The sequence below is a fragment of the Pseudooceanicola sp. LIPI14-2-Ac024 genome, assembly GCF_042188925.1.
GTDB lineage: Bacteria > Pseudomonadota > Alphaproteobacteria > Rhodobacterales > Rhodobacteraceae > Pseudooceanicola.
The window spans coordinates 3,218,888-3,238,918 of record NZ_CP170102.1; the positions used below are offsets into that span (position 1 = coordinate 3,218,888).

General features: G+C 70.0%; 20 protein-coding genes and 1 tRNA gene. 10 read left to right on the forward strand and 11 right to left on the reverse strand.

The features are described 5' to 3' along the window. Positions 1-7 precede the first annotated feature (7 nt). From ACE2AC_RS15840 to ACE2AC_RS15855, 4 genes are all read right to left on the reverse strand, one after another. Complete coding sequence (locus ACE2AC_RS15840; RefSeq protein WP_375688401.1) at positions 8-1,129, reverse strand: DNA polymerase III subunit delta'; 1,122 nt, start codon at positions 1,127-1,129, stop codon at positions 8-10. A 191-nt stretch (positions 1,130-1,320) separates the two neighbouring features. Next, the gene (gene tmk / locus ACE2AC_RS15845; protein WP_375688402.1) at positions 1,321-1,953 is read right to left on the reverse strand and encodes a dTMP kinase; all 633 of its coding nucleotides are present in this window, start codon (positions 1,951-1,953) and stop codon (positions 1,321-1,323) included. Then, complete coding sequence (locus ACE2AC_RS15850; protein ID WP_375692121.1) at positions 1,950-3,152, reverse strand: D-alanyl-D-alanine carboxypeptidase family protein; 1,203 nt, start codon at positions 3,150-3,152, stop codon at positions 1,950-1,952. Before ACE2AC_RS15850 ends, tmk begins: the two co-directional genes overlap by 4 nt. A 105-nt stretch (positions 3,153-3,257) precedes the next feature. Further along, positions 3,258-4,340 (reverse strand): SPOR domain-containing protein, encoded by a 1,083-nt coding sequence (locus ACE2AC_RS15855; RefSeq protein WP_375688403.1) that lies wholly within the window; start codon positions 4,338-4,340, stop codon positions 3,258-3,260. A 281-nt stretch (positions 4,341-4,621) separates the two neighbouring features. Between ACE2AC_RS15855 and ACE2AC_RS15860 the strand changes: the two genes are divergently transcribed. The 4 genes from ACE2AC_RS15860 (at position 4,622) to ACE2AC_RS15875 (ending at position 6,864) form a co-directional block, all read left to right on the forward strand. Further along, a tRNA-Ser gene (locus ACE2AC_RS15860) sits at positions 4,622-4,711 on the forward strand. A 71-nt stretch (positions 4,712-4,782) separates the two neighbouring features. After that, positions 4,783-5,121, forward strand: coding sequence for a YciI family protein (locus tag ACE2AC_RS15865; RefSeq protein ID WP_375688404.1), 339 nt, complete (start codon positions 4,783-4,785; stop codon positions 5,119-5,121). Positions 5,122-5,205: 84 nt separating this feature from the next. Next, positions 5,206-6,150: a cation diffusion facilitator family transporter gene (locus ACE2AC_RS15870; protein ID WP_375688405.1), complete on the forward strand. Its 945-nt coding sequence runs from the start codon at positions 5,206-5,208 to the stop codon at positions 6,148-6,150. Positions 6,151-6,327: 177 nt separating this feature from the next. After that, positions 6,328-6,864 (forward strand): glyoxalase superfamily protein, encoded by a 537-nt coding sequence (locus ACE2AC_RS15875; protein WP_375688406.1) that lies wholly within the window; start codon positions 6,328-6,330, stop codon positions 6,862-6,864. A gap of 186 nt (positions 6,865-7,050) precedes the next feature. Here ACE2AC_RS15875 and ACE2AC_RS15880 read toward each other — a convergent pair whose 3' ends face one another. The 3 genes from ACE2AC_RS15880 to ACE2AC_RS15890 all read right to left on the reverse strand — a co-directional run bounded on the left by ACE2AC_RS15880 (position 7,051) and on the right by ACE2AC_RS15890 (position 10,986). Beyond that, positions 7,051-7,434 carry a nuclear transport factor 2 family protein gene (locus ACE2AC_RS15880; protein ID WP_375688407.1) on the reverse strand — a complete coding sequence of 128 codons (384 nt, stop codon included), beginning with the start codon at positions 7,432-7,434 and terminating at the stop codon, positions 7,051-7,053. 79 nt (positions 7,435-7,513) lie between these two features. Next, on the reverse strand, positions 7,514-8,851 hold the full coding sequence (locus tag ACE2AC_RS15885) for a serine hydrolase domain-containing protein (RefSeq protein ID WP_375688408.1): 1,338 nt from the start codon (positions 8,849-8,851) through the stop codon (positions 7,514-7,516). A gap of 167 nt (positions 8,852-9,018) precedes the next feature. Further along, positions 9,019-10,986 carry a TonB-dependent receptor domain-containing protein gene (locus ACE2AC_RS15890; RefSeq protein ID WP_375688409.1) on the reverse strand — a complete coding sequence of 656 codons (1,968 nt, stop codon included), beginning with the start codon at positions 10,984-10,986 and terminating at the stop codon, positions 9,019-9,021. 217 nt (positions 10,987-11,203) lie between these two features. On the opposite strand from ACE2AC_RS15890, the gene ACE2AC_RS15895 reads away from it, so the two are divergent. Genes ACE2AC_RS15895 through hemP form a run of 6 tightly spaced genes read left to right on the forward strand, consistent with a single transcriptional unit; the run spans position 11,204 to position 15,516 of the window. Next, positions 11,204-12,262 carry a hemin-degrading factor gene (locus tag ACE2AC_RS15895; RefSeq protein ID WP_375688410.1) on the forward strand — a complete coding sequence of 353 codons (1,059 nt, stop codon included), beginning with the start codon at positions 11,204-11,206 and terminating at the stop codon, positions 12,260-12,262. Beyond that, positions 12,259-13,113 carry a hemin ABC transporter substrate-binding protein gene (locus tag ACE2AC_RS15900; RefSeq protein WP_375688411.1) on the forward strand — a complete coding sequence of 285 codons (855 nt, stop codon included), beginning with the start codon at positions 12,259-12,261 and terminating at the stop codon, positions 13,111-13,113. The genes ACE2AC_RS15895 and ACE2AC_RS15900 overlap by 4 nt, the downstream gene beginning before the upstream one ends. A 4-nt stretch (positions 13,114-13,117) precedes the next feature. Further along, entirely contained in the window at positions 13,118-14,194 is a 1,077-nt protein-coding gene (locus ACE2AC_RS15905) for a FecCD family ABC transporter permease (protein WP_375688412.1), read from the forward strand. Further along, positions 14,191-14,973 (forward strand): heme ABC transporter ATP-binding protein, encoded by a 783-nt coding sequence (locus tag ACE2AC_RS15910; RefSeq protein WP_375688413.1) that lies wholly within the window; start codon positions 14,191-14,193, stop codon positions 14,971-14,973. Before ACE2AC_RS15905 ends, ACE2AC_RS15910 begins: the two co-directional genes overlap by 4 nt. A gap of 37 nt (positions 14,974-15,010) precedes the next feature. Continuing rightward, complete coding sequence (locus tag ACE2AC_RS15915) at positions 15,011-15,328, forward strand: antibiotic biosynthesis monooxygenase family protein (protein WP_375688414.1); 318 nt, start codon at positions 15,011-15,013, stop codon at positions 15,326-15,328. Beyond that, the gene (gene hemP, locus ACE2AC_RS15920) at positions 15,325-15,516 is read left to right on the forward strand and encodes a hemin uptake protein HemP (protein WP_375688415.1); all 192 of its coding nucleotides are present in this window, start codon (positions 15,325-15,327) and stop codon (positions 15,514-15,516) included. The genes ACE2AC_RS15915 and hemP overlap by 4 nt, the downstream gene beginning before the upstream one ends. 27 nt (positions 15,517-15,543) lie before the next feature. On the opposite strand, the gene ACE2AC_RS15925 is transcribed toward hemP, so the two are convergent. From ACE2AC_RS15925 to ACE2AC_RS15940, 4 genes are all read right to left on the reverse strand, one after another. Beyond that, on the reverse strand, positions 15,544-17,496 hold the full coding sequence (locus ACE2AC_RS15925) for an acetoacetate--CoA ligase (RefSeq protein WP_375688416.1): 1,953 nt from the start codon (positions 17,494-17,496) through the stop codon (positions 15,544-15,546). A 67-nt stretch (positions 17,497-17,563) separates the two neighbouring features. Then, positions 17,564-18,223, reverse strand: coding sequence for an aspartate/glutamate racemase family protein (locus ACE2AC_RS15930; protein WP_375688417.1), 660 nt, complete (start codon positions 18,221-18,223; stop codon positions 17,564-17,566). A gap of 1 nt (position 18,224) precedes the next feature. Then, entirely contained in the window at positions 18,225-19,061 is an 837-nt protein-coding gene (locus tag ACE2AC_RS15935; protein ID WP_375688418.1) for an ABC transporter permease, read from the reverse strand. A 3-nt stretch (positions 19,062-19,064) separates the two neighbouring features. Continuing rightward, positions 19,065-19,970 (reverse strand): ABC transporter permease, encoded by a 906-nt coding sequence (locus tag ACE2AC_RS15940; RefSeq protein WP_375692122.1) that lies wholly within the window; start codon positions 19,968-19,970, stop codon positions 19,065-19,067. Positions 19,971-20,031 lie beyond the last annotated feature (61 nt).

Consider the following 20,031-nt stretch of genomic DNA (forward strand, 5'->3'; position numbering starts at 1 on the left):
CGCCCGGTCAGGCCGCGGCAGTCTTTTGAATCTTGAACAGGGTATCGAGGATCAGCGCAGCAGGGTCAAGGTTGACCGCCGTGCCATGCCGGCTGCGGGCGCCGATCTCCTGCGCGGCCTCGGCCCATCTGCGCGCGGCATGGGCATTCGGGGCAAGGCGGGCGAGGAGCGCGGCCTCGCCCGGTGCGGCCTCGGGCAGGGGCGGTTGGCCAAGCGCGCCGGTGCGGGCGACGCGCGACAGGAAGAGGTCGGTGAGCGAGGCCAGCAGCGCGCGCTTGTCCTCGGCCCCGCGGGCGGCGGCGGCCTCGGCCAGCGACAGGGCGTGCGACCGGTCGAGCCGGGGCAGGGTGTCGAAGAGGCGCACCAGCTCGGCATAGATCTGCGGCCCGCCGAGGACCGAGAGGCGCACCGCCTCGCCGGCCGAGCCGGCGGCGAGGGCCGAGAGCGCGTCGGTGTCGGCGGCGGGGTCGATCCCGGCCTGCGCCAACGCGGCGGCGATGTCGGCGGGGCCGAGCGGGGCCAGCCGAAGCTCGCGGCAGCGCGACCGGATCGTGGGCAGCAAAGCCGAGGGCTGGTGCGCGATCAACAGGATCGTGGTGTCGCGCGGCGGTTCCTCGAGGATCTTGAGGATCGCGTTGGCGGCCGAGGTGTTCAGCTCGTCCGCCGCGTCGACGATCACCACCCGCCGCCCGCCGTCGGCGGCGGACATGGCGAAGAAGCCCTTCATCTTGCGGGCCTCCTCGACGGTGATTTCCTGCCGCAGGCGCTTGGTCTTGTCGTCGTAGGGGCGGCGCAGGACGAAAAGGCCGGATTCCGACCCCGCCCGCATCCGCCGCGCGACCGGGTGTTCGGGATCGATGGCAAGGCTGTCGACCGGGGGCGGCGCGCCGAAGAGGGCATCGCCGTCGTCCCGGGGCGTGGCCAGCAGGAACCGCGCGATGGCCCAGGCCAACGTCGCCTTGCCGGTGCCTTTCGGCCCGGTGATCAGCCAGGCGTGGTGCAGGTGGTGCGCATTGAACGCCTCGAGAAACGCCTGCTGCGCCGCGTCCTGGCCGAAGAGGCGGACGGTGTCGCGCGGGTGCGGGGCGCCGTCGATGCGGTCGGGTTCGGGCAGGATGTCGTCGGTCATGTCGCGTCCGTTCGGGTCGGGCGGCAGGATAGGGGGGATGCGCGCCGAGGTGAAGGGGGCGTGGCCCCGGCGGGGCCGGGACCCGGCGGCGCGCGGCCGGGGGCCGCGCACGCGATGCCTGGCGATTTGGCCGGGGCCAAATCGCGGATGCCTCCGGCGGGGATACGGGAACCAGGGGAAGGCGGGGCCCGTCAGGCCAGCGCGGTCGTGACCGTCGCCAGCACGTCGTCCGCCACCGCGTCGATCCCGCGGCCGCCGTCGATCACGCGGAACCGGTCGGGGAATTCGCCGGCGAGCGACAGGAAGGCGGCGCGCATCTTCTGCTGCAGGCCCTCGCCGAAACTTTCGAACCGTTCCTCGGAGCCCTGGCGGCCAAGCGCGCGGGAGAGGCCCTGGGCCGGGTCCATGTCGATCAGGACGGTCAGGTCCGGTTCGCGCCCGATCATCAAGCTGTGCAGCCGGTCGACCGTGGCGCGCAGATCCCCGCGCGATACGCCCTGGTAGACGCGGGTGGAATCGGCGAAGCGGTCGCAGATCACGACCTGTCCGGCGGCGAGGGCGGGCAGGATGGTGCGTTCCAGGTGGTCGCGCCGGGCGGCGGTGAAGAGGAGGATCTCGGTCTCGGCCGACCAGCGGTCGGGGTCGCCTTCGAGCACGAGCCGGCGGATTTCCTCGGCGCCGGGGGAGCCGCCGGGTTCGCGGGTCAGGACGACGTCGCGGCCCGCCGCACGGAGCGTGTCGGCCAGGCGGCGGGCCTGGGTCGACTTGCCGGAGCCGTCGATGCCTTCGAACGAGACGAAGAGACCGGGCAGGGCCTCGCTCAAGAGGCCTCTGCCTCGGCCGCCGGTTCGGCCTCGTCCCCGCCGAAGCGCCGCAGCAGGTGCTGGGAGGCGGTGCGCAGCTTGACCAGGAACCCGCCGCGCGCGACGTCGCTGGCCGCGATCAGCGGCACGCGGGTTTCGGGCAGGCCCTCGGGGCGCAGGATCAGCTGGGCCAATTCGTCGCCCGCCTTGACCGGTGCGTTGATCGGCCCGAGGTAGACGACCTCGGCCTCGAGGTTGTTGCCGACGAGGACCGGCAGCAGGGCCACGAGATCCTCGCTGGTGGTCAGGCCGATGCGCGGCTGGCTGCCCATGAAGACATCCGCCTGGGCGATCACCTCTCCGGCCTTGCTGAGGGGTTTCTCGGCGAACTGGCGAAAGGCCCAGTTGACGATCGACCGGCTTTCTTCGGCGCGGGCGGTGGTGCTGTCGAGGCCCGAGAAGGCAAAGACGATGCGGCGGTCGTCCTGCTTGGCCGACCCGACGAGGCCATAGCCCGCCTCGCTGGTGTGGCCGGTCTTGAGCCCGTCAGCGCCGATGTCCATGCTCAGGAGCGGGTTGCGGTTGTGCACGTTCTGCGGCGCGCGGCCGTCAAAGGCGAACTCGGTCTCGGCAAAGAGCGGGTAGTATTCGGGGAAGTCCTCGATCAGGCGCTCGGCCAGCAGGGCCAGGTCGTGCATCGACATCCGGTGGCCGTCGGCGGGCCAGCCGTTGGAATTCGCGAAGGTCGAGTTGGTCAGCCCCATCTGCTGCGCCCGCTGGGTCATGTAGCGGGCAAAGCCGGCCTCGGTCCCGTCCGGGCTGAGCGCCTCGGCCAGCACGACGCAGGCGTCGTTGCCCGAGAGCACGATCACCCCGCGCAGCAGGTCCGACACCTTCACCTTGTCGGTGGTGTCGAGGAACATGGTCGAGCCGCCGTAGCTCATCGCGTGGGTCGAGACCGGCAGTTCCTCGTCCAGCGTCAGGCGGCCGTCGCGCAGCGCCTCGAAGGTGACGTAGAGCGTCATCAGCTTGGACATGGACGCGGGCGGCAGCGCCTCGTCCGCGTTCTTGGACAGCAGCACGGTGCCGGTGGTGATGTCGGCCACGTAGGCCGCCTTGGCGGTGGTGTCGAAGGCCTGGGCGGGCAGGGCGCTCAGCGCGCCGAACAGCAGGGCCGAAACGAGGCGCAGCCCGGCGGAGGTCCACCGGGCTGACAGCATCGCACGAAACGCGCGGGGTGCTGCGGTCTGGGTCATCTATGTCTCCGTCTGGCCGGGCGCCTGGGGGGTGGTCCCGGTCTCGCGTGCCAGTCTGGCACGGGGCGGTCAGTTTGTCACAGCGTAGGCGTCGGTAAAGCCCGAGGCCTTCACTTTATCGAGAAGCTGGGCCCGTTCCGTCGCGGTCGTCGCGGGGCCGATCAGGACGCGCCAGAATTCCTTGCCCTGGCTCGACTGCTTGCGCACCGTCGGGATCATGCCCTGCTGGCGCATCGCGGTCGCGGTGTTCTGGGCGTTTTCCTCGACGCTGAAGATGCCGATCTGCAGGTAGGGCTTGGACAGGTTCGAGGCCGCCGGCCGCGGTGCGGCGGTGGCGGCGACGGTCTGGGCCGCGACATGCTGCGCCGGTGCCGTGCGCATCGCGTCGAGCGGGGCGGTGGCCACTTCGGGCGCGGTGAGGGCGGTGGTTTCGACCTGCGGCGCGTCGAGGGCCGTGGCCTCCATCGCCGGGGCGGGCTTGTCCTTTTTCTTGAACAGGCGCGAGAAGAAGCCGGATTTCTTGCCGGTGTCCGGCGCGGCGGCGGGCGCGGCCTCTACCGCGGCTTCGGTCAGCGGCGCGGCGGTGCTGGCCGCGGCGGCGACGGTTTCGGTGGTCGCGCCCTCGGCGGTGTCGATGGCCCGGGCGGCGGCCTGGATCGGATCGCCGGCGACCTCTTCGTCGGGGGCCTCGGGGGCCTCGGCCTCGGCGGTCTGCTGGACCTCCTGGCGGCGCAGCGCGGTGACGTTCAGGTTCTGCGGCGCGCCGGCCAGCATGCCCAGGGCCGCGGCGGCGTCCGAGGAGACCTGCAGGCGCGGGCCCGGGTTCTCACGCTCGCGCCGGAAGAGCGCGCCGATGACGAACTTGTCGTTGGCGGTGTTGCGGATCAGCACCCGCTCGGGTTCCGTGACGTCGGGATGGGCGACCCAGACGCCGCCGAGCGAGGGGCGTCCGTCCCAGAGGCCGGCCTCGGTCACCTGGAAGACCTCGGGCGCCTCGATGTCGCGTTCGATCAGCCGCGTGGCGCGCCGGGTGGCGACATCCTCGGTGCCCTCGGTCGCCTTGGACTGGAACATCGGAAAGTCGCCGCCGTCGACACAGGCCGTGGTGGCCAGCGCGATGGAGAACAGCGATGCGGCGCGCAGCGTGCGCATGCCGGTGGTCCGGACGGGTCCGAGAGGATGGAGTTTCCCTGCGATCATGACTTGCCTCATGCCTGTCGCGGCCTGCGCCGCGTGTTGCCGGGATGCCCCGGCGCCGCCGATAGGTGGCCCGTTTTCGGGCCTTGTTTGACCGGGGAGTGTAACGACGGCCGCGCGCCATGGGAAGCCCGCCAGCGCCACGCGGCCCAGAGCGCCCGCCAGCGTGGCCCGTTTGCACCTTTCCGACAGGGGTTTGCCGAATCAACGCCGCCCCGCTAATGGCTGGCGGGTCCGGAGGAGTGGCAGAGTGGTTGAATGCACCGGTCTTGAAAACCGGCGTGCGTGAAAGCGTATCGTGGGTTCGAATCCCACCTCCTCCGCCACATGGCGCCGACGGCCGACCGCCCCGGATGTTCCGATTGACGATCGCGCCGCGACGGGCGGAGAGTGGGGCATGACCAAGTACCTCATCTCGTTTCCCAGCCGGGCCATGCAGGTCAGCGAGGCGGAGTTGCCCGCGGTCGGCGAAGCGGCGCGGGCGGTGGTGGAGGCGGCGAAGGCGGCCGGGGTCTATGTCTTTGCGGGCGGGATCCACGAAGGGGTCGCGCCGGTGCTGGTCTCGGGCGACGGACGGGTCACGCCGGAGACCTATCCGGGCAGCCACCTCGACGGCGGGTTCGCCGTGCTGGAGCTGCCGGACCGGGCGGCGGCGCTTGAATGGGCGCGCAGGCTCGCGGAGGCCTGCCGATGTGCGCAGGAAGTGCGCGAGTTCTTTTACGATCCCGCCAGTTAACGGCGCCGGAGGGCACCGTGCGGTGCTGTGCCGCCTTGCGTTCTGGTGCCGCAGGGCGCAGGTCTGGGCGGAAGGAGACCGCCCATGCCCCATGATCACCACGGCCACGCGCACCTCGATCCCGCCAGCGGCGACCGCCGGGTGTCTATCGCGATCTGGGCGAACGCGCTTTTGACGGTGGCGCAGGTGATCGGCGGGGTGCTGTCGGGCAGCCTCGCGCTGATCGCGGATGCGTTGCACAACCTCAGCGACATGGCCTCGCTCGTGATCGCCTTTGTCGCGCGCAAGGTGGCGCGGCGGCCGGCGGATGCGCGGATGACCTTTGGCTATGGCCGGATCGAGATCGTGGCGGCGCTGATCAACTACACCACGCTCATCGTGGTCGGGGTCTACCTGGTCTACGAGGGCGGGATGCGCCTGGTCGATCCGCCCGAGGTGGGGGGCTGGACGGTGGTGGTCGTCGGCTCCGTCGCGCTGGTGATCGATGCGCTGACCGCGGCGCTGACCTGGTCGATGCAGAAAGACAGCGTGAACATCAGGGCCTTGTTCCTGCACAACCTTTCGGATGCGCTGGCCTCGGTCGCGGTGGTGCTGGGCGGGGCGCTGATCCTGCTCTACGACTGGCGGCTGGTCGATCCGCTGGTGACGATCGGCATCGCGGTCTACATCCTCTGGATGGCGCTCTCGGAGATCGGCGGGCCGATCCGCACGCTGATGCTGGGCAGCCCCCCGGACGTTGACGGCGATGCGCTGATCGCGCGGGTGCTGACGGTCGGGGGCGTGGCCGAGGTGCACCACGTCCATCTCTGGCAGATGCAAGAGCACGAGGCCGGGCTCGACACCCACGTGGTGCTGACCGCCGAGGGCTGGCCCCGGCTGGAAGAGGTCAAGCGCGAGATCAAGGCGCTGCTGGCGGCGGAGTTCGGTGTCGGCCACTCGACCCTGGAGTTCGAGCGGGCCGGGGAAAGCCGTTGCGACGCAGCGCTTTACGGCCACCGGATCGCGGCGGCGGGACACCATCACCATTGACCGGCGACGGGGCGCGGCCTAGGGTCCGCGCAGGCTGACACGGCCTGCCGCCCGCGGCCCTTGCGCCATGGTGAACGTGTCGACTGGACCCCAGGCACGACCAGCTTTCAGCACGGGACGGACCTCGGCAATGCGGGCACCGATTGGAATTCGTCCGGTTGCGAAAGGAAACGTGTCATGCGTGACATCACGGATGCCAAGGCGATGGCCAAGGCCTTGCGGAAGGGGCTTGCGTCGGCGGGGCAGGAGATCTCCCATGCCCAGGCGCTGGAGCTCGTGGCGGCGCAGTTCGAACTGCCCGACTGGAACACCCTCGCGGCGCGGATCGCGGCGCGCGAGGGGGCTGTGAGGATCCGGCCGGCGATCCCGATCGTGCGGATCTTCGACGCCGGCAAGGCGCGGGAATTCTACAACGACTGGCTGGGGTTCCGCACCGACTGGGAGCACCGGTTCCAGGACGGGATGCCGCTTTATACCCAGGTGTCGCGGTCGGACTGCCTGCTGCACCTGAGCGAACACCACGGCGATGCCACCCCGGGCGGCACGAGTTTCGTGCCGATGGAGGGGATCGAGGCGTTCCATGCCGAGCTCAAGACGCGGCCTTATGCCAACATGAACCCCGGCCTGGAAAAGGCGCCCTGGGGGCTGGAGGTGACGGTGATCGATCCCTTCGGCAACCGGCTGCGGTTCTGCGAGCAGCGCGGGCAGGGATAGCGCGCCCCAAACCTTACCGGAATCCTGGCGCTGGGCGCGGCGGGGGATCGTCCCTGCCGCGCGAATCGGCGTGTCCGGGCCTTGGTTAACTGGGCCGGGACGCACCGGATGCCACGTCGGTATCGCGTCGGTGCGGGGCCGGGTCGCGCGGCGGGTTAACCAGGCGGTCGGTGGTCGGAGGCGGTGTCAGAACATCCCGTTGTCGTTCTGGCTGTGGTCGGGGATTTCCTGCAGGACATCCCAGTGCTCGACCACCTTGCCGTCCGCATCCAGCCGGAAGATGTCGATGCCGGCGTAGTCCGCGCCGTTGGGCCAGTACTGGTAGCAGTGCAGGATGACATGGCCGTCGTCCGCGAAGGCGCGCTTGACCTCGACGCGCTTGCCCGGGTGTTCGCGGGCCATCCGGTCGAAGTAGTCGACGAAGGCCTGCTTGCCGTCGCCCACGTGCGGGTTGTGCTGGATGTAGTCCGCCCCGGCGTACTGCGCGAGCGCGTCGGCGGGGCGGCAATCGTTGAACATCATCTCGTAGAACGCGATGACGTTGGACTTGTCGGTTTCGGGGGTGCGCATGGTGGTCCTTTCAGCCGGTTCCGGCGGTCGGGTCATGGCACATGGTAGCGCCGCGCGGCGCGGGCGCAAAGCGGCGCGACTACCCTTCGAGCGCCTCGATCAGCTTCACCGCCAGCGGCAAGGGGCTGTAGCGCAGCCGCGACGGGGTCAGGCCGAGGCGGACGATGACCATGTCGTGCGACGGGAAGATGCCGACGGACTGGCCATCGTGGCCCTGCAGCCAGACCGCGTCCTCGAACGGGGGCAGGCCGCCCGGCGCCTCGCGCCAGAGGTGGCCACGGGCGTAGTCGCCGCCCGACGCCTCGGTCGGTTCGAACATCCAGTCGGTGTAGCCGGCGGGCAGGATCTGGCGGCCGTTCCACGTGCCCTTCTGCAGCAGGAACTGGCCGTAGCGGGCCCAGTCCCGGGCGGTGGCGTACATGTAGCTCGACCCGACGAAGGTGTCGGCGGCGTCGGTTTCCATCACCGCTGAGGTCATGCCGAGCGGGTCGAAGAGCGCGGCGCGCGGGTAGGCGAGGCTGTCGCCCTCGACCCGGTCCTGCCAGGCGCGGGAGAGCATGGTCGAGGTGCCCGAGGAATAGTTGAAGACGGTGTCGGGCGCGGCGGTGGCCGGGCGCGCGGCGGCGAACTGGGCCATGTCGTCGTTGAGGTAGAGCATCCGGGTCACGTCGGAGACGTCGCCGTAATCCTCGTTCCAGTCGAGGCCGCTGGCCATGGCGAGCATCGCCGCGACCGTGATGGCGCCGCGGTCGTCGCCGGCCCAGTCCGCGAAGGTGTCGGTCAGCGGATCGTCGAGCGCCATCCTGTCCTGCTCGACGAGCGTGCCGATCAGGCCCGCGACGACCGTCTTGGTCATCGACCAGCCGAGCAGCGGGGTGTCGGCGTCGAAACCCTCGGCGTAGCGTTCACCGACGAGGCGGCCGTTCCGGATCACCACCGCCGCGCGGAAGCCTTCGCCGAGCAGCGCGTCGTCGGACAGGATCTCGCCGATCGCGGGGTCCAGCACAGGGGCGGCGGGGTTGCCGCGCGGCCAGTCGGCCGCGGGCAGGGCGGCGGCGGCGGGCAGGGTGGTTTCGCTGAGGTCCGCGTCCTGCACGTTGGTGCAGCCGAGGCCCGCGCGGTACTGCGACACGGCGGGCGCAAAGAGGCCGAAGACGCGGGTCTTCACGGTGCCGGTGTCGAGGTCGGCGTCGGCCGAGACGTATTTCAGCAGCGGGTGGCCCGGGGCCTGCACGTCGAGGGCCAGCACCTCGTCCGCATCGCGGCCCGCGAGGAAGACGTTGGAGCAGACGATCTTGGCTGAATAGTTGGTGCCGACGCGCAGCAGGTCGGGCGGGGCGATCAGCAGGTAGCCGGTGACCGCGATGACGGCGAGCAGCAGCGCGCCGATGATGATCTTGAATGCCTTGGCCAGCATGTCCTGCCCGGCCGGAGTTCCGGCCGCCCCCCGTGATGCGTGTTCGCGGGCAGGCTAACCACCGTTGCGGGCCGCGCGCCACTGTTCCCCTGCGTTGCATCGGCGGGGCAGAACGCAAGACGGCGCCGGGTGCCCGGCGCCGCCTGCTGCCTGTACCTGCCCCTGCCTCAGAACGTGGTGGTCAGGGTGAACTTGATGTTGCGCCCCGGTGCCGCGCGGGTGGCGAGGTGCGGCGTGTAGTCGAGGTCGAAGAGGTTCTCGACCCCGAAGCGGAACTCGCTGCCCTCGAGGATGCCGGCCTGCGGGCGGTAGGTGGCGCGCAGGTTGTGCACGACGCTGCCGTCCGTTTCGGTGGATGCGCGGGTCATGCGGGCGTCGGCCGCGACCTCCCAGCTGAGGTCGAGCTCTTCGCCCCATTTCCGGCCCAGGCTGACGCGGAGCTGGTCGGCGGGGATGCCGTCCCAGTAGGTTTCCGTGCTGCTGCCGGGGTTCTCGGTGCCGCGGGCGACGTTGGCGTTGAGGTCGACGTAGTAGCCCGAGGCGAGCGAGTAGGCCGCTTCGAGTTCCAGGCCCTTGAGGTCGACCGCCTCGACGCCGGAGTAGGAGGTCACGTCGCGCACGTTTGTGACGTAGCCGACCAGCTTGACCGCCAGCGCGTCGCCCTCGGACAGCAGGTTGGCGCCGTCATAGGCGATCCCGGCCTCGTAGTTCATCGCGGTTTCGGGCTGGGTCATGTAGGCTGGCGTGCCGAGGTCGTCGATGATCGGCAGGTTCTCGTTGTACCAGACGCCGCCGAGGACGGCGAAGCCGGTGCTGCCGAATTCGTACCGGGCCGACACGCCGCCCATGAGCGCGTCGTTGGTGTAGGTGCCGTAGCTGTCGCCGCCGATCTCCTGTGTCTCGAACCGCATCTCGGGGGTGATGGTCAGGCCGTTGCGGAAATCGATCTCGTCCGAGGCGAAGATCGCGAACCGCTTGTCGGTGCCGCCGGGGGCAGAGGCGGCATCGAGGCGCTCGCGGTGCAGGAATTCGGCCCCGAAGGTCAGCGTGTGGTCGATCGCGCCGGTGGTCAGGTAGCCGGTGTTCTTGGCCAGCAGTTTCGTCGTCTGGTAGCGGTGATCGGCGTTGGTGGTCGGGTAGCCGCCGACCGGGGCATAGGGCGAGGAGCCCTCGACGTACTGCTGGTCGATCTGCTGGTCGGAGTAGGACAGTTCCAGCCGCAGGTTGACGAAGTCGTTGTCGGGCGCGTCGTAGTCGTAGCGCAGCACCGCGGTCTTGTCGTCGGTCTGCCGGTCGACGTTGCCGAAGACCCCGCCCGAGGTGCCGAAGCTGTCGTAGGGCACGTCGGTTTCATCGGTCTGGGTGTGCGACAGCATCAGGCTGAGCTGGTGTTCGTCGGCCTCGCCGAAGGTCAGGCGGCCGTTGATCAGCCAGGACGGCAGGTCGTAGCCGTTGGTGGTGCGGTCGTTGCCCGCGCCGTCGACCTGCACGCCCTCGGTCCGGTAGGTGAAGTTGCCGAGGATCTCGAGGTTGCCCTGCTGGAAGCCGGCGGTGGTGGAGGAGGCGATGCCGTCGCCGTTGGTGCCGAACTGCAGGGTCTGGCGCAGCTTGAAGCCCTCTTCGCCCATCGTCAGGTCGGAGGCGTGGATCGGCTCCAGCAGGATCAGCCCGCCGAAGTAGCCCGAGCCGTATTCGAAGGTGCCGCCCATGCCGCGCTTGACCACCGCCTCGCGGTAGAGGAGCGGGTCGGTGAAGAGCTGGGTGCCGATGCGGTAGAGCTCTTCGCTGCCCTTGGTGGCGCCGCCGACGAAGATGCCGACCTTCTGGTCGGTGCCGTAGGTGCCGTTGGCGCCGAAACCGCGGATGTTGATGCCCGATCCGACCGGCGAGCCGCCGTTGATCAGGTTCACGCCCGGCGCGCTGTCGACCAGTTCTGCGACGGTGCCGGCCTGGCGGTCGGCGATCTCTTCGCCGTCGACCACGGTCTCGGCGGTCGCGGTGCCGGTCTGCACCTCGCGCTTGCTGTCGACGGAGATCGCGTCGAGGGTCAGCGCCTCTTGCGCGGTGGCGGAAGTGCAGGTGAGAAGCGCGGCGCTGCACAGCAGCAGCGCACGCGCGTGAAGGCGTGTCGTCATGTCCATCCCCTGGGATTGGTTCTTGGTCGTGCTGGCCGAGGGGCTGGCGTTTGAGAGGGAAAATCGCCGCCAAGTGAAGGCGGTGGTTGCATCCGGTATTTAAGCCAAGTATTTTTGTCAAGAATGCGCGGGCCGATTTTGGCGCCCTGCGCTTTGCCAGCCGCGGGCGCGCAGGCCAGCTGATGAAGAATCACTCGCTTTCGAAAGGACCGCCCGCATGGCCGCGACCCCCGATACCGTTCCCCCGATCCCGGCCCCGGCCGAGCTGCGTGCCGCGCAGGAGGCGGCAACCCTGCGTCCGCGCGACCTCGCCGAAAGCCTGGGCGTGTCCGAGGCGCACCTGCTGGCGGCGCGTGCCGGCCAGGGCGTGACCCGGATCAACGCCGACCCGGACGACCTGATCGCGGGGCTCGAGGCTCTGGGCGAGATGATGGCGCTGACCCGCAACGACAGCATCGTCTCGGAGGTCGAGGGCGATTACACCGGGTACCGCGCCGGGCCGCATGCCGCGCTGGTGCTGGGGCGCGAGATCGACCTGCGGATCTTCCCCAAGCACTGGGTGCACGGATTTGCCGTGGAGGCCGAGACGCGGCAGGGCCTGCGCCGGTCGTTCCAGGTGTTCGACGCCGCGGGGGACGCGGTGCACAAGATGTACCTGCCGCTGGAGGCCGATCCGTCCGCCTGGCTGGCGCTGCGCGACCGGCTGGCGACGGGCGAGGTGGGCGACGGGCTGGCGACCGGGCCGCGGGCGGCGGTCGAGGCCGCCATCGAGGCCCCCGAGAAGGCCGAGAAGCTGCGCGCCGAGTGGGACGGCATGGGCGACAGCCACCAGTTCCTGATCCTGTGCCGCAAGCTCAGGATCAACCGGCTGGGCGCCTACCGCATGGCGGGCGCGCCCTATGCCCGGAAGCTGCCGGCGGATGCGCTGGACCGGCTGCTGCACCGGCTGGCCGACACGCAGGTGCCGTCGATGATCTTTGCCGGCAACGCGGGCTGCATCCAGATCAAGTCGGGCCCGATCGGGCCGATCAAGGCGATGGGGCCGTGGCTCAACGTGCTCGACCCCGGGTTCGACATGCACCTGCGCGGCGACCACGTGGCCGAGGTCTGGGCGGTGACGAAGCCGTCGCGCCGTGGCCCCGCTGTGTCGGTGGAGGCCTTCGACAGCCGCGGTGCGCTGATCACCCAGGTCTTTGGCCACCGCACGGCCGAGGTCGATCACAACGCCGCCTGGATGGAACTGGTGGACGGCCTGGTCGCGGAGGTCGCGGCATGATCAAGCATCTTGGCAGCGGCATGATCGCGGCACTGGGCGCGGTGGCGCTGGCGGTGCCGCTCTGGGCCGATCCGGCGCAGCGGGTGGTGTCGGTCGGTGGCGCGGTGACGGAAATCGTCTATGCCCTGGGCGAGGAGGGGCGGCTGGTCGCGCGCGACACGACCTCGAACTTCCCGGCGGCGGCCGAGGCGCTGCCCGACGTGGGTTACATCCGGGCGCTGTCGCCCGAGGGCGTGCTGTCGGTCGCGCCGGACCTGATCCTGTCGGAAGAAGGCGCGGGCCCGCCCGAGGCGGTCGAACTGCTCAAGGCGGCGGCGATCCCGTTCGCGGAGGTGCCGGACGGGTTCACCCGCGACGCCGTGCTGGCGAAGATCACGGCCGTCGGCGATGCGCTGGCGGTGCCGGAAAAGGCCGCGGCGCTGGCCGAGAAGGTGGGCGCGGAGCTGGACGCGGCGGTCGCGGGCGTGGTGCCGTCGGGCAAGAAGGTGCTATTCATCCTGTCGATGCAGGACGGCCGCATCCTGGCCTCGGGGACCGGGACATCGGCGGACGGGATCATCCGGCTGGCCGGGGCCGAGAACGCGGTGACGGCCTTCGAGGGCTACAAGCCCCTGACCGACGAGGCTGTGACCGAGGCGCAGCCGGACGTGATCCTGATGATGGACCGCGAGGGCGACCACGCGGCGGCGAATGCGCAGCTGCTGGCGCATCCGGCGATCTCGACCACGCCGGCGGCGGCGAACCAGGCGATCGTGCGGATGGACGGGATGCTGCTGCTCGGCTTCTCGATCCGCACGCCCGAGGCGGTGCGCGACCTCGCCGCGGCGCTGAACGGCACCGGGGGGCACTGAGGCGATGGTCGCGCTGAGCTTCGAGGCCGACCGCGCGCACGTGCCGGGCGACCGGACGCACCGGGCGCGGTTGATGACCCTCGTGCTGATCGGCGTGCTGCTGGTGGCGGTGGTCATCAGCCTAGGCGTCGGTGCGGCGGGCACCTCGCTCTGGTCGAGCCTGGGCGCGATGCTGCGGGGCGAAGAGCTGTCGCTGACCGACCAGGTCGTGCTGTGGCAGATCCGGGCGCCGCGCACGCTGATGGGGATCGCGGTCGGCGCCTCGCTGGCGGTGTCGGGCGCGCTGATGCAGGGCCTCTTTCGCAACCCGCTGGCCGATCCGGGCATTGTGGGCGTCGGCGCGGGGGCGGGGCTGGGCGCGATCACGGCGATCGTGCTGGGGGCCTTCCTGCCGGTCGCGCTGCACGATGCGCTTGGCTACTACGTGGTCCCGGCGGCGGCGTTCCTCGGCGGCTGGGCCTCGACGCTGATCCTCTACCGCGTGGCGACGCGGCGCGGCCGCACCTCGGTCGCGATGATGCTGCTGGCGGGGATCGCGCTTGGCGCGCTGGCGGGGGCGTCGTCGGGGGTGCTGGTCTACCTGGCCGACGATGCGCAGCTGCGGGACCTGACCTTCTGGGGGATGGGATCGCTGGCGGGGGCGACATGGTCCAAGGTGGCGACCGGGTTGCCGATCATGCTGCCCGCGCTGATTGCCGCGCCGTTCCTGGCGCGCGGGCTGAACGGGCTCGCCCTGGGCGAGGCCGCGGCCTTTCACCTTGGCATCCACGTGCAGCGGGTCAAGAACGTGGCGATCCTGTCGGTCGCGGCCGCCACCGGGGCGGCGGTGGCCATGTCGGGCGGCATCGGCTTCATCGGCATCGTGGTGCCGCACCTCCTGCGCCTTGGCGTGGGGCCGGATCACCGGCACCTGCTGGTGAACGCGGCGCTGCTGGGGGCGACGCTGCTGCTGCTGGCCGATGTCATCGCCCGCAGCGTGATCGCCCCGGCGGAACTGCCGATCGGGATCGTCACCGCGACGCTGGGCGCGCCGGTCTTCCTGTGGATCCTGTTCCGGCAACGCGGAGTGCTCGACCTGTGACGCTTCAGGCCACCGATATCATCGTGCACCTCGGCAAGACGCGGGTGCTGCACGGCATCGACTATGTCGCGGCCCCCGGCGCGGTGAGCTGCATCGTCGGCCCGAACGGGTCGGGCAAGACGACCCTGCTGCGCGCGTTGACCGGAGAGGTCGGCTATGACGGCCGGGTGACGCTGGGCGGGACCGACATCAAGGGGGCACCGCCCTGGGCGCTGGCGGAACGCCGGGGCGTGCTGCCGCAGGCGACCGCGCTGGCCTTTCCCTTCAACGTGATCGAGGTGGTCCGCCTGGGCCTGCCCTATCCCAAGGACGCGCCGCTGGCCCGCCATGCGCTCGCCCGGGTCGGGCTGGCAGGCTACGAGACGCGGTTCTACCAGGAGCTGTCGGGCGGCGAGAAGCAGCGTGTGCAGCTGGCCCGCGTGCTGGCCCAGATCCGCGAACCGGTGGGGCCGGAGGGGCCGCGCTGGCTGTTCCTGGACGAACCGGTGTCGGCGCTGGACATCGCGCACCAGCTGCAGGTGATGCAGATCGCGCGGGACTTCGCGGATGCGGGCGGCGGGGTCGTCGCGGTGATGCACGACCTGAACCTGACCGCGATGTTCGCCGATGCGGTGCACGTGCTGGAAGGTGGCCGGGTGCTGGCCGAGGGCCCGCCGGGCCAAGTGATGACCGACGCGGTGCTGTCGCGCGCCTACGGCTGCGTGCTGCGCGTCGGGGCGGCCCCGCCCGCGGGCGTGCCCTTTGTCTTGCCGCATGTCGCCGCCGAGGCGGCGGAATAGGCGCACGCGCCACAGATTTTCACTGAAAGGAGACGAGATGTACCTCGCCATGAACCGTTTCACCGTGCCGCTGGAGAATGCCGCGGAGTTCGAGGACCTGTGGCTGAGCCGCGAGAGCAAGCTGAACGAGATGGAGGGCTTTGAATCCTTCCACATGCTCAAGGGGCCCGAGGAAGAGGGCCGGATCCTCTATGCCTCGCACACCGTCTGGCGGGACGAGGACGCTTTCCGCGCCTGGACCCGGAGCGAGCAGTTCCGTGCCGCCCATGCCCGCGCCGGGGGATCGCGCAAGCTGCACGAGGGCGCGCCGCGGTTCGAGGGCTTCAGCTCGATCCAGCAGATCGCCGCGGAGTGAGCGCGGTCACGGCCCCGCCGCCGCGGGTGGAGATCGACCTTGGCCCCGGCTACCCGGCCGGGGCGCGGGTGCCGTGTTACGACGCGGCCGACCTGCTGGCCGGCGGGTCGGCGGTGCAGATCGTGCTGGACGGGCAGGTCTATGCCCTGACGCTGACCCAGAACGGGCGGCTGATCCTGACGAAATGAGGTGCGGCGGGTGGGGGAACCCCCACCCTACGCGCGGGCTGCGGCGTAGGCGATGTAGGCGTCGAAGCTGCCGGGGTTGGCCATCGAGTCGCGGTTCACCACCTTGGCCGGGTCCTGCCCCAGCAGGAGCTTCTTCACCGGCACCTCGAGTTTTTTCCCCGACAGCGTGCGCGGCACCTCGGCCATCTCGACGATGTCGTCGGGTAGGAACCGGGCCGAGACCGAGGTGCGGATCGACTGGCGGATGCGCTCGGTCAGCGCCTCGTCCAGCGCGACGCCCGGTTTCGGCACCACGAAGAGCGCCATGAAGCTGTCGCGCCCGAGGAATTCGCAATCGACCACCAGGCTGTCGAGCACGTCGTCCAGCGCCTCGACCGCGCGGTAGATCTCGGACGAGCCGAGCCGCAGGCCGCGCCGGTTGATGGTCGCGTCGGACCGGCCGTAGATGATCGAGCCGCCGGTCTCGGTGATCTCGATCCAGTCGCCGTGGCGCCAGATGCCGGGATAGGTGTCGAAATAGCTCTCGAAGAGCCGCGTGCCGTCGTCGTCGCCCCAGAAATAGAGCGGCATGGAGGGCAGCGGTGCGGTGCAGACCAGTTCGCCGACCGCGCCGATCAGCTCCTGCCCGGCCTCGTCATAGGCCCGCACCGCGTTGCCGAGGGCGCGGCACTGCATCTCGCCCGCGCGGACCGGCATCATCGGGTGGCCCAGCACGAAGGCCCCGGCCAGGTCGGTCCCGCCCGAGATCGGGGCGAGCCAGACGTCGGACTTCACCTGGCTGTAGATCCAGTCGTACCCTTCCTGGGAGAGCGGCGACCCGGTGGAGCCGAGCGAGCGCAGGGCGGTGAGGTCGAGCTCGGCCCCCGGGTGCACCCCGGCCTTCTGGCAGCCCATGTAGAAGGCCGCGCCGGCGCCGAAATAGGTGATCTTCTCTTCCGCCACCATGCGCCAGACCTGCAGCATGTCGGGGTGGTTCGGCGCGCCGTCGTAGATCACCAGCGTGGTCCCGGCGGCGAGCGCGCCCGCCTGCGTGTTCCACATGATCCAGCCCGAAGAGGTCAGCCAGGAAAACCGGTCCTTCCTGGTGATGTCCTGGTGGAGGGATTGCTTGGCGGCTTCGAGCATCACGCCGCCGTGGCCGTGCACGATGGGTTTCGGATTGCCGGTGGTGCCCGAGGAATAGACGATCCAGATCGGGTGCGAGAATTCCACCATCTCGACCAGCGGCGGGCGCGGGGCGGCCAGGGTGTCGGCCCAGGGGGTCCAGCCGGCGGGCGCGTCGCCCAGGGCGGTGACCATGATCCGGTTCTCCAGCGTCGGGAGCTGGTCGGCGATGCCCGCGATCACCTCACGCCGGTCGATGGTCTTGCCCGCGTGCACGTATCCGTCCTGCGCGATCAGCACCTTGGGTTGGATCTGGCGAAAGCGGTCGAGGATCGCGGTATGCCCCATGTCGGGCGCGCAGAGCGACCAGATCGCGCCGAGGCTGGTGACGGCCAGGAAGGCGATCAGGCTTTCGCAGGCATTCGGCAGGATCGCGACGACGCGGTCGCCCTTTTCGACGCCCATGTCGATCAGGCAGGCCTGCAGCGCGCCGACGCGGCCCGCCATCTCGTCCCAGGTCATCTCCCGCCGGCCGAAGGTCTCGGACCAGAGGACCATCGCCTGGGTGTCGGGCCTGTCCGAGGCGTGGCGCAGGATCTGCGCGGCAAAGTTGGTGCGCGCGCCGGGGAACCAGTCGGCGCCGGGCATGCTGCGTGTGGCCAGCACCTCGGACCAGTCGGTCACCGGCAGGTCGAAGAAGGCGATGATCGAGGTCCAGAACCCTTCCAGATCGGTGACCGACCAGTCCCAGAGCGCGTGGTAATCGTCGAACTCCAGCCCGCGCTCGGCCTTCAGCCAGCGCATGTACTGCGCCATGGTCGAAGCCTCGGCGCGCGCGGCGCTCGGCGTCCACAGGATCTGTCTGTCGTCGGTCATGCTGGCTCCTCCCCTTGCCTCCGCCGCGCAGAGTTTCACGCGGCGGAAGGATCGGCAAGGGGCGGCGTCAGGCGGCCCGCGGCGCGGCGAGGACCAGCGCGGCGGCCAGTCCCGCGGCGGCGCGCACGCCGTCGACCAGGGTCAGCCGGGTGCCCGCCTGCAGGGTCTCAAGGTGCGCCGACATACCGGCGCAGCCCAGCACCACCGCGCCCGCGTTGCCGTCGTCGAGCGCGTCCAGCTCGGCGGCGAGATGCGCCATGGTGGCGGGTGATCCGGCCTCGACCTCGAGCACGCCGAGGCCCGAGGGGCGGACCGTGGCGCAGGCGCCCGCAAAGCCGAGGGCGCGGATGTTGCCCTCGATCACCGGGACCGACACGGCCAGCGTCGTGAGCACCGCGAACCGCGCCCCCATGAGCGCGGCCATGTGATAGGCGGCCTGCCCGATCCCGATCACCGGGCAATGCGCCCGCGCCCGCGCGAGGTCGAGGCCGGTGTCGTCGAAACAGGCGATGACGATGACATCGGCCCCGGCCTCGGCCGCCGCGGGCAGGAGGGCCAGCAGGCCCGGCACCGCCGCGTCGCCGTCCGCGGGCCCCTGGATCGCGGGCGGGCCGTCACTGTTGGTCCAGCCCAGCACCTCGGCCCCGGGCAGGACGGCGCGCGCCGAGGCGGCGATGCTCTCGGTCATCTCGGCCGAGGCATTGGGATTGATGAAGAGGATCCGCACGTCAGACGCCCTTGCCCGCATCCGATCCGTGCCGCGCCCGGCGGCGGTTCACGATCACCACCGACAGCATGAAGACCGCGATGATCAGGAAGGAAAACAAGGTGGTCAGCGTGCCGAGGGCATAGATCACCGGGGTGGTCACGTTGGTCGTCATCCCGAAGATCTCCAGCGGCAGGGTGTTGTAGCTGCCCGCGGTCAGCAGGGTCCGCGCGAATTCGTCGTAGGAAAGCGTGAAGCCGAAGAGCGCGACACCGATCAGCGAGGGCGCGATCATCGGCAGGACGACATGGCGGAAGGTCTGCCAGGCGGTGGCGCCCTGGTCGCGGGCGGCCTCCTCGTAGCTGGGATCGAAGCGGTTGAAGACCGCGAACATGATCAGGAGCCCGAAGGGCAGCGTCCACGTCAGCTGCGCGCCGAAGCCCGAGGTCGCCCAGTGGATCTTCCACCCCATCTGGGAAAAGATCAGCCCGACGCCGAGCGAGATCAGGATCGACGGGATCACCAGGCTCGCGATGATCAGGTAGAAGAGCGCGCCGGACCCGGCAAAGCGCTTGCGGAAGGCGAGGCCGCCCAGCACCGCGACCACCACCGTCGTCACCATCACCATGAGGCCCAGCACCAGGCTGCGGCGGAACGCGCCCCAGATGTCGCCGACCGCCTGTTCCTGGAAGAGGTCGTGGAACCAGTAGGTCGACACGCCCTGCATCGGGAATGTCAGCCCGCCGCCCGGCCCCTGGAAGCTGAGGATGCCGATGGTGATCGTCGGCCCGTAGAGGAACAGGATGAAGAGCGCGAAGAAGGCGGTCAGGACGTAGAAGGAGAGGGGGCGTCGTTCCATCGCTCAGAGCTCCTTCCGGATGTCGACGAAGCGCAGCAGGATGCCGATGGTGATCAGCACGGTGCAGAGCAGCACCACCGCGGTCGCGGCGGCCGAGGGGTACTGCAGCAGCCCGATGTCGTTCGAGATCAGCCGCCCGACGTTGGCGCGCTGGCTGCCCGACATGAAGCGCACGGTGATGAAGTCGCCCATCACCAGCGTCACGACAAAGATCGTGCCGATCATGATGCCGGGCTTGGTCAGCGGGATGATGACGTGCCGCAGGGTCTGGAACCCGGTCGCGCCGTTGTCGCGCGCGGCCTCGATCAGCGACTTGTCGATCCGCATCATGGTGTTGAAGATCGGGACCACCATGAACAGCGTATAGAGGTGCACGAAGGCCAGGATCACCGAGAAATCGGAGTAGAGCAGCCATTCCAGCGGCGCGTCGATCAGCCCGAGGTCGATCAGCGTCTGGTTGGCGATGCCGTTGCGGCCCAGGAACGGGATCCACGAGATCATGCGGATGATGTTCGAGGTCCAGAACGGAATCGTGCAGAGCAGGAAAAGCGCGACCTGCATGGTCTGGCTGCGGATGTGGAAGGCCAGGTAATAGGCCACGGTGAAGCCGATCACGAGGCAGAAGACCCAGGCGATCGCGGCATAGCGGAAGGTCGCGCCGAAGACCCGCCAGGCCACGCTGGAGCCGAACAGGAACTCGTAATTCTCGAAGGAAAAAGCCGGGATGATCGAGAACTCGGTCGCCTGCCAGAAGCTGACGATCACGATGGTGATGATCGGCAGGACGAGGAAGGTCAGAAGGATCACCGTCAGCGGCAGCGCCTCGAGCCAGCCCACCAGGTGGCGGTTGCCCGCGAGGCGGCGCCCGGGGGCGCGCCCGGTCTTCTCGCCCGGCGCGGTCGGTGCCATGGTCTCGGTCATGGATGGCCTCCTCGGCGCTTGGTGATCCGCCAGGGCCGGGGCGCACCCG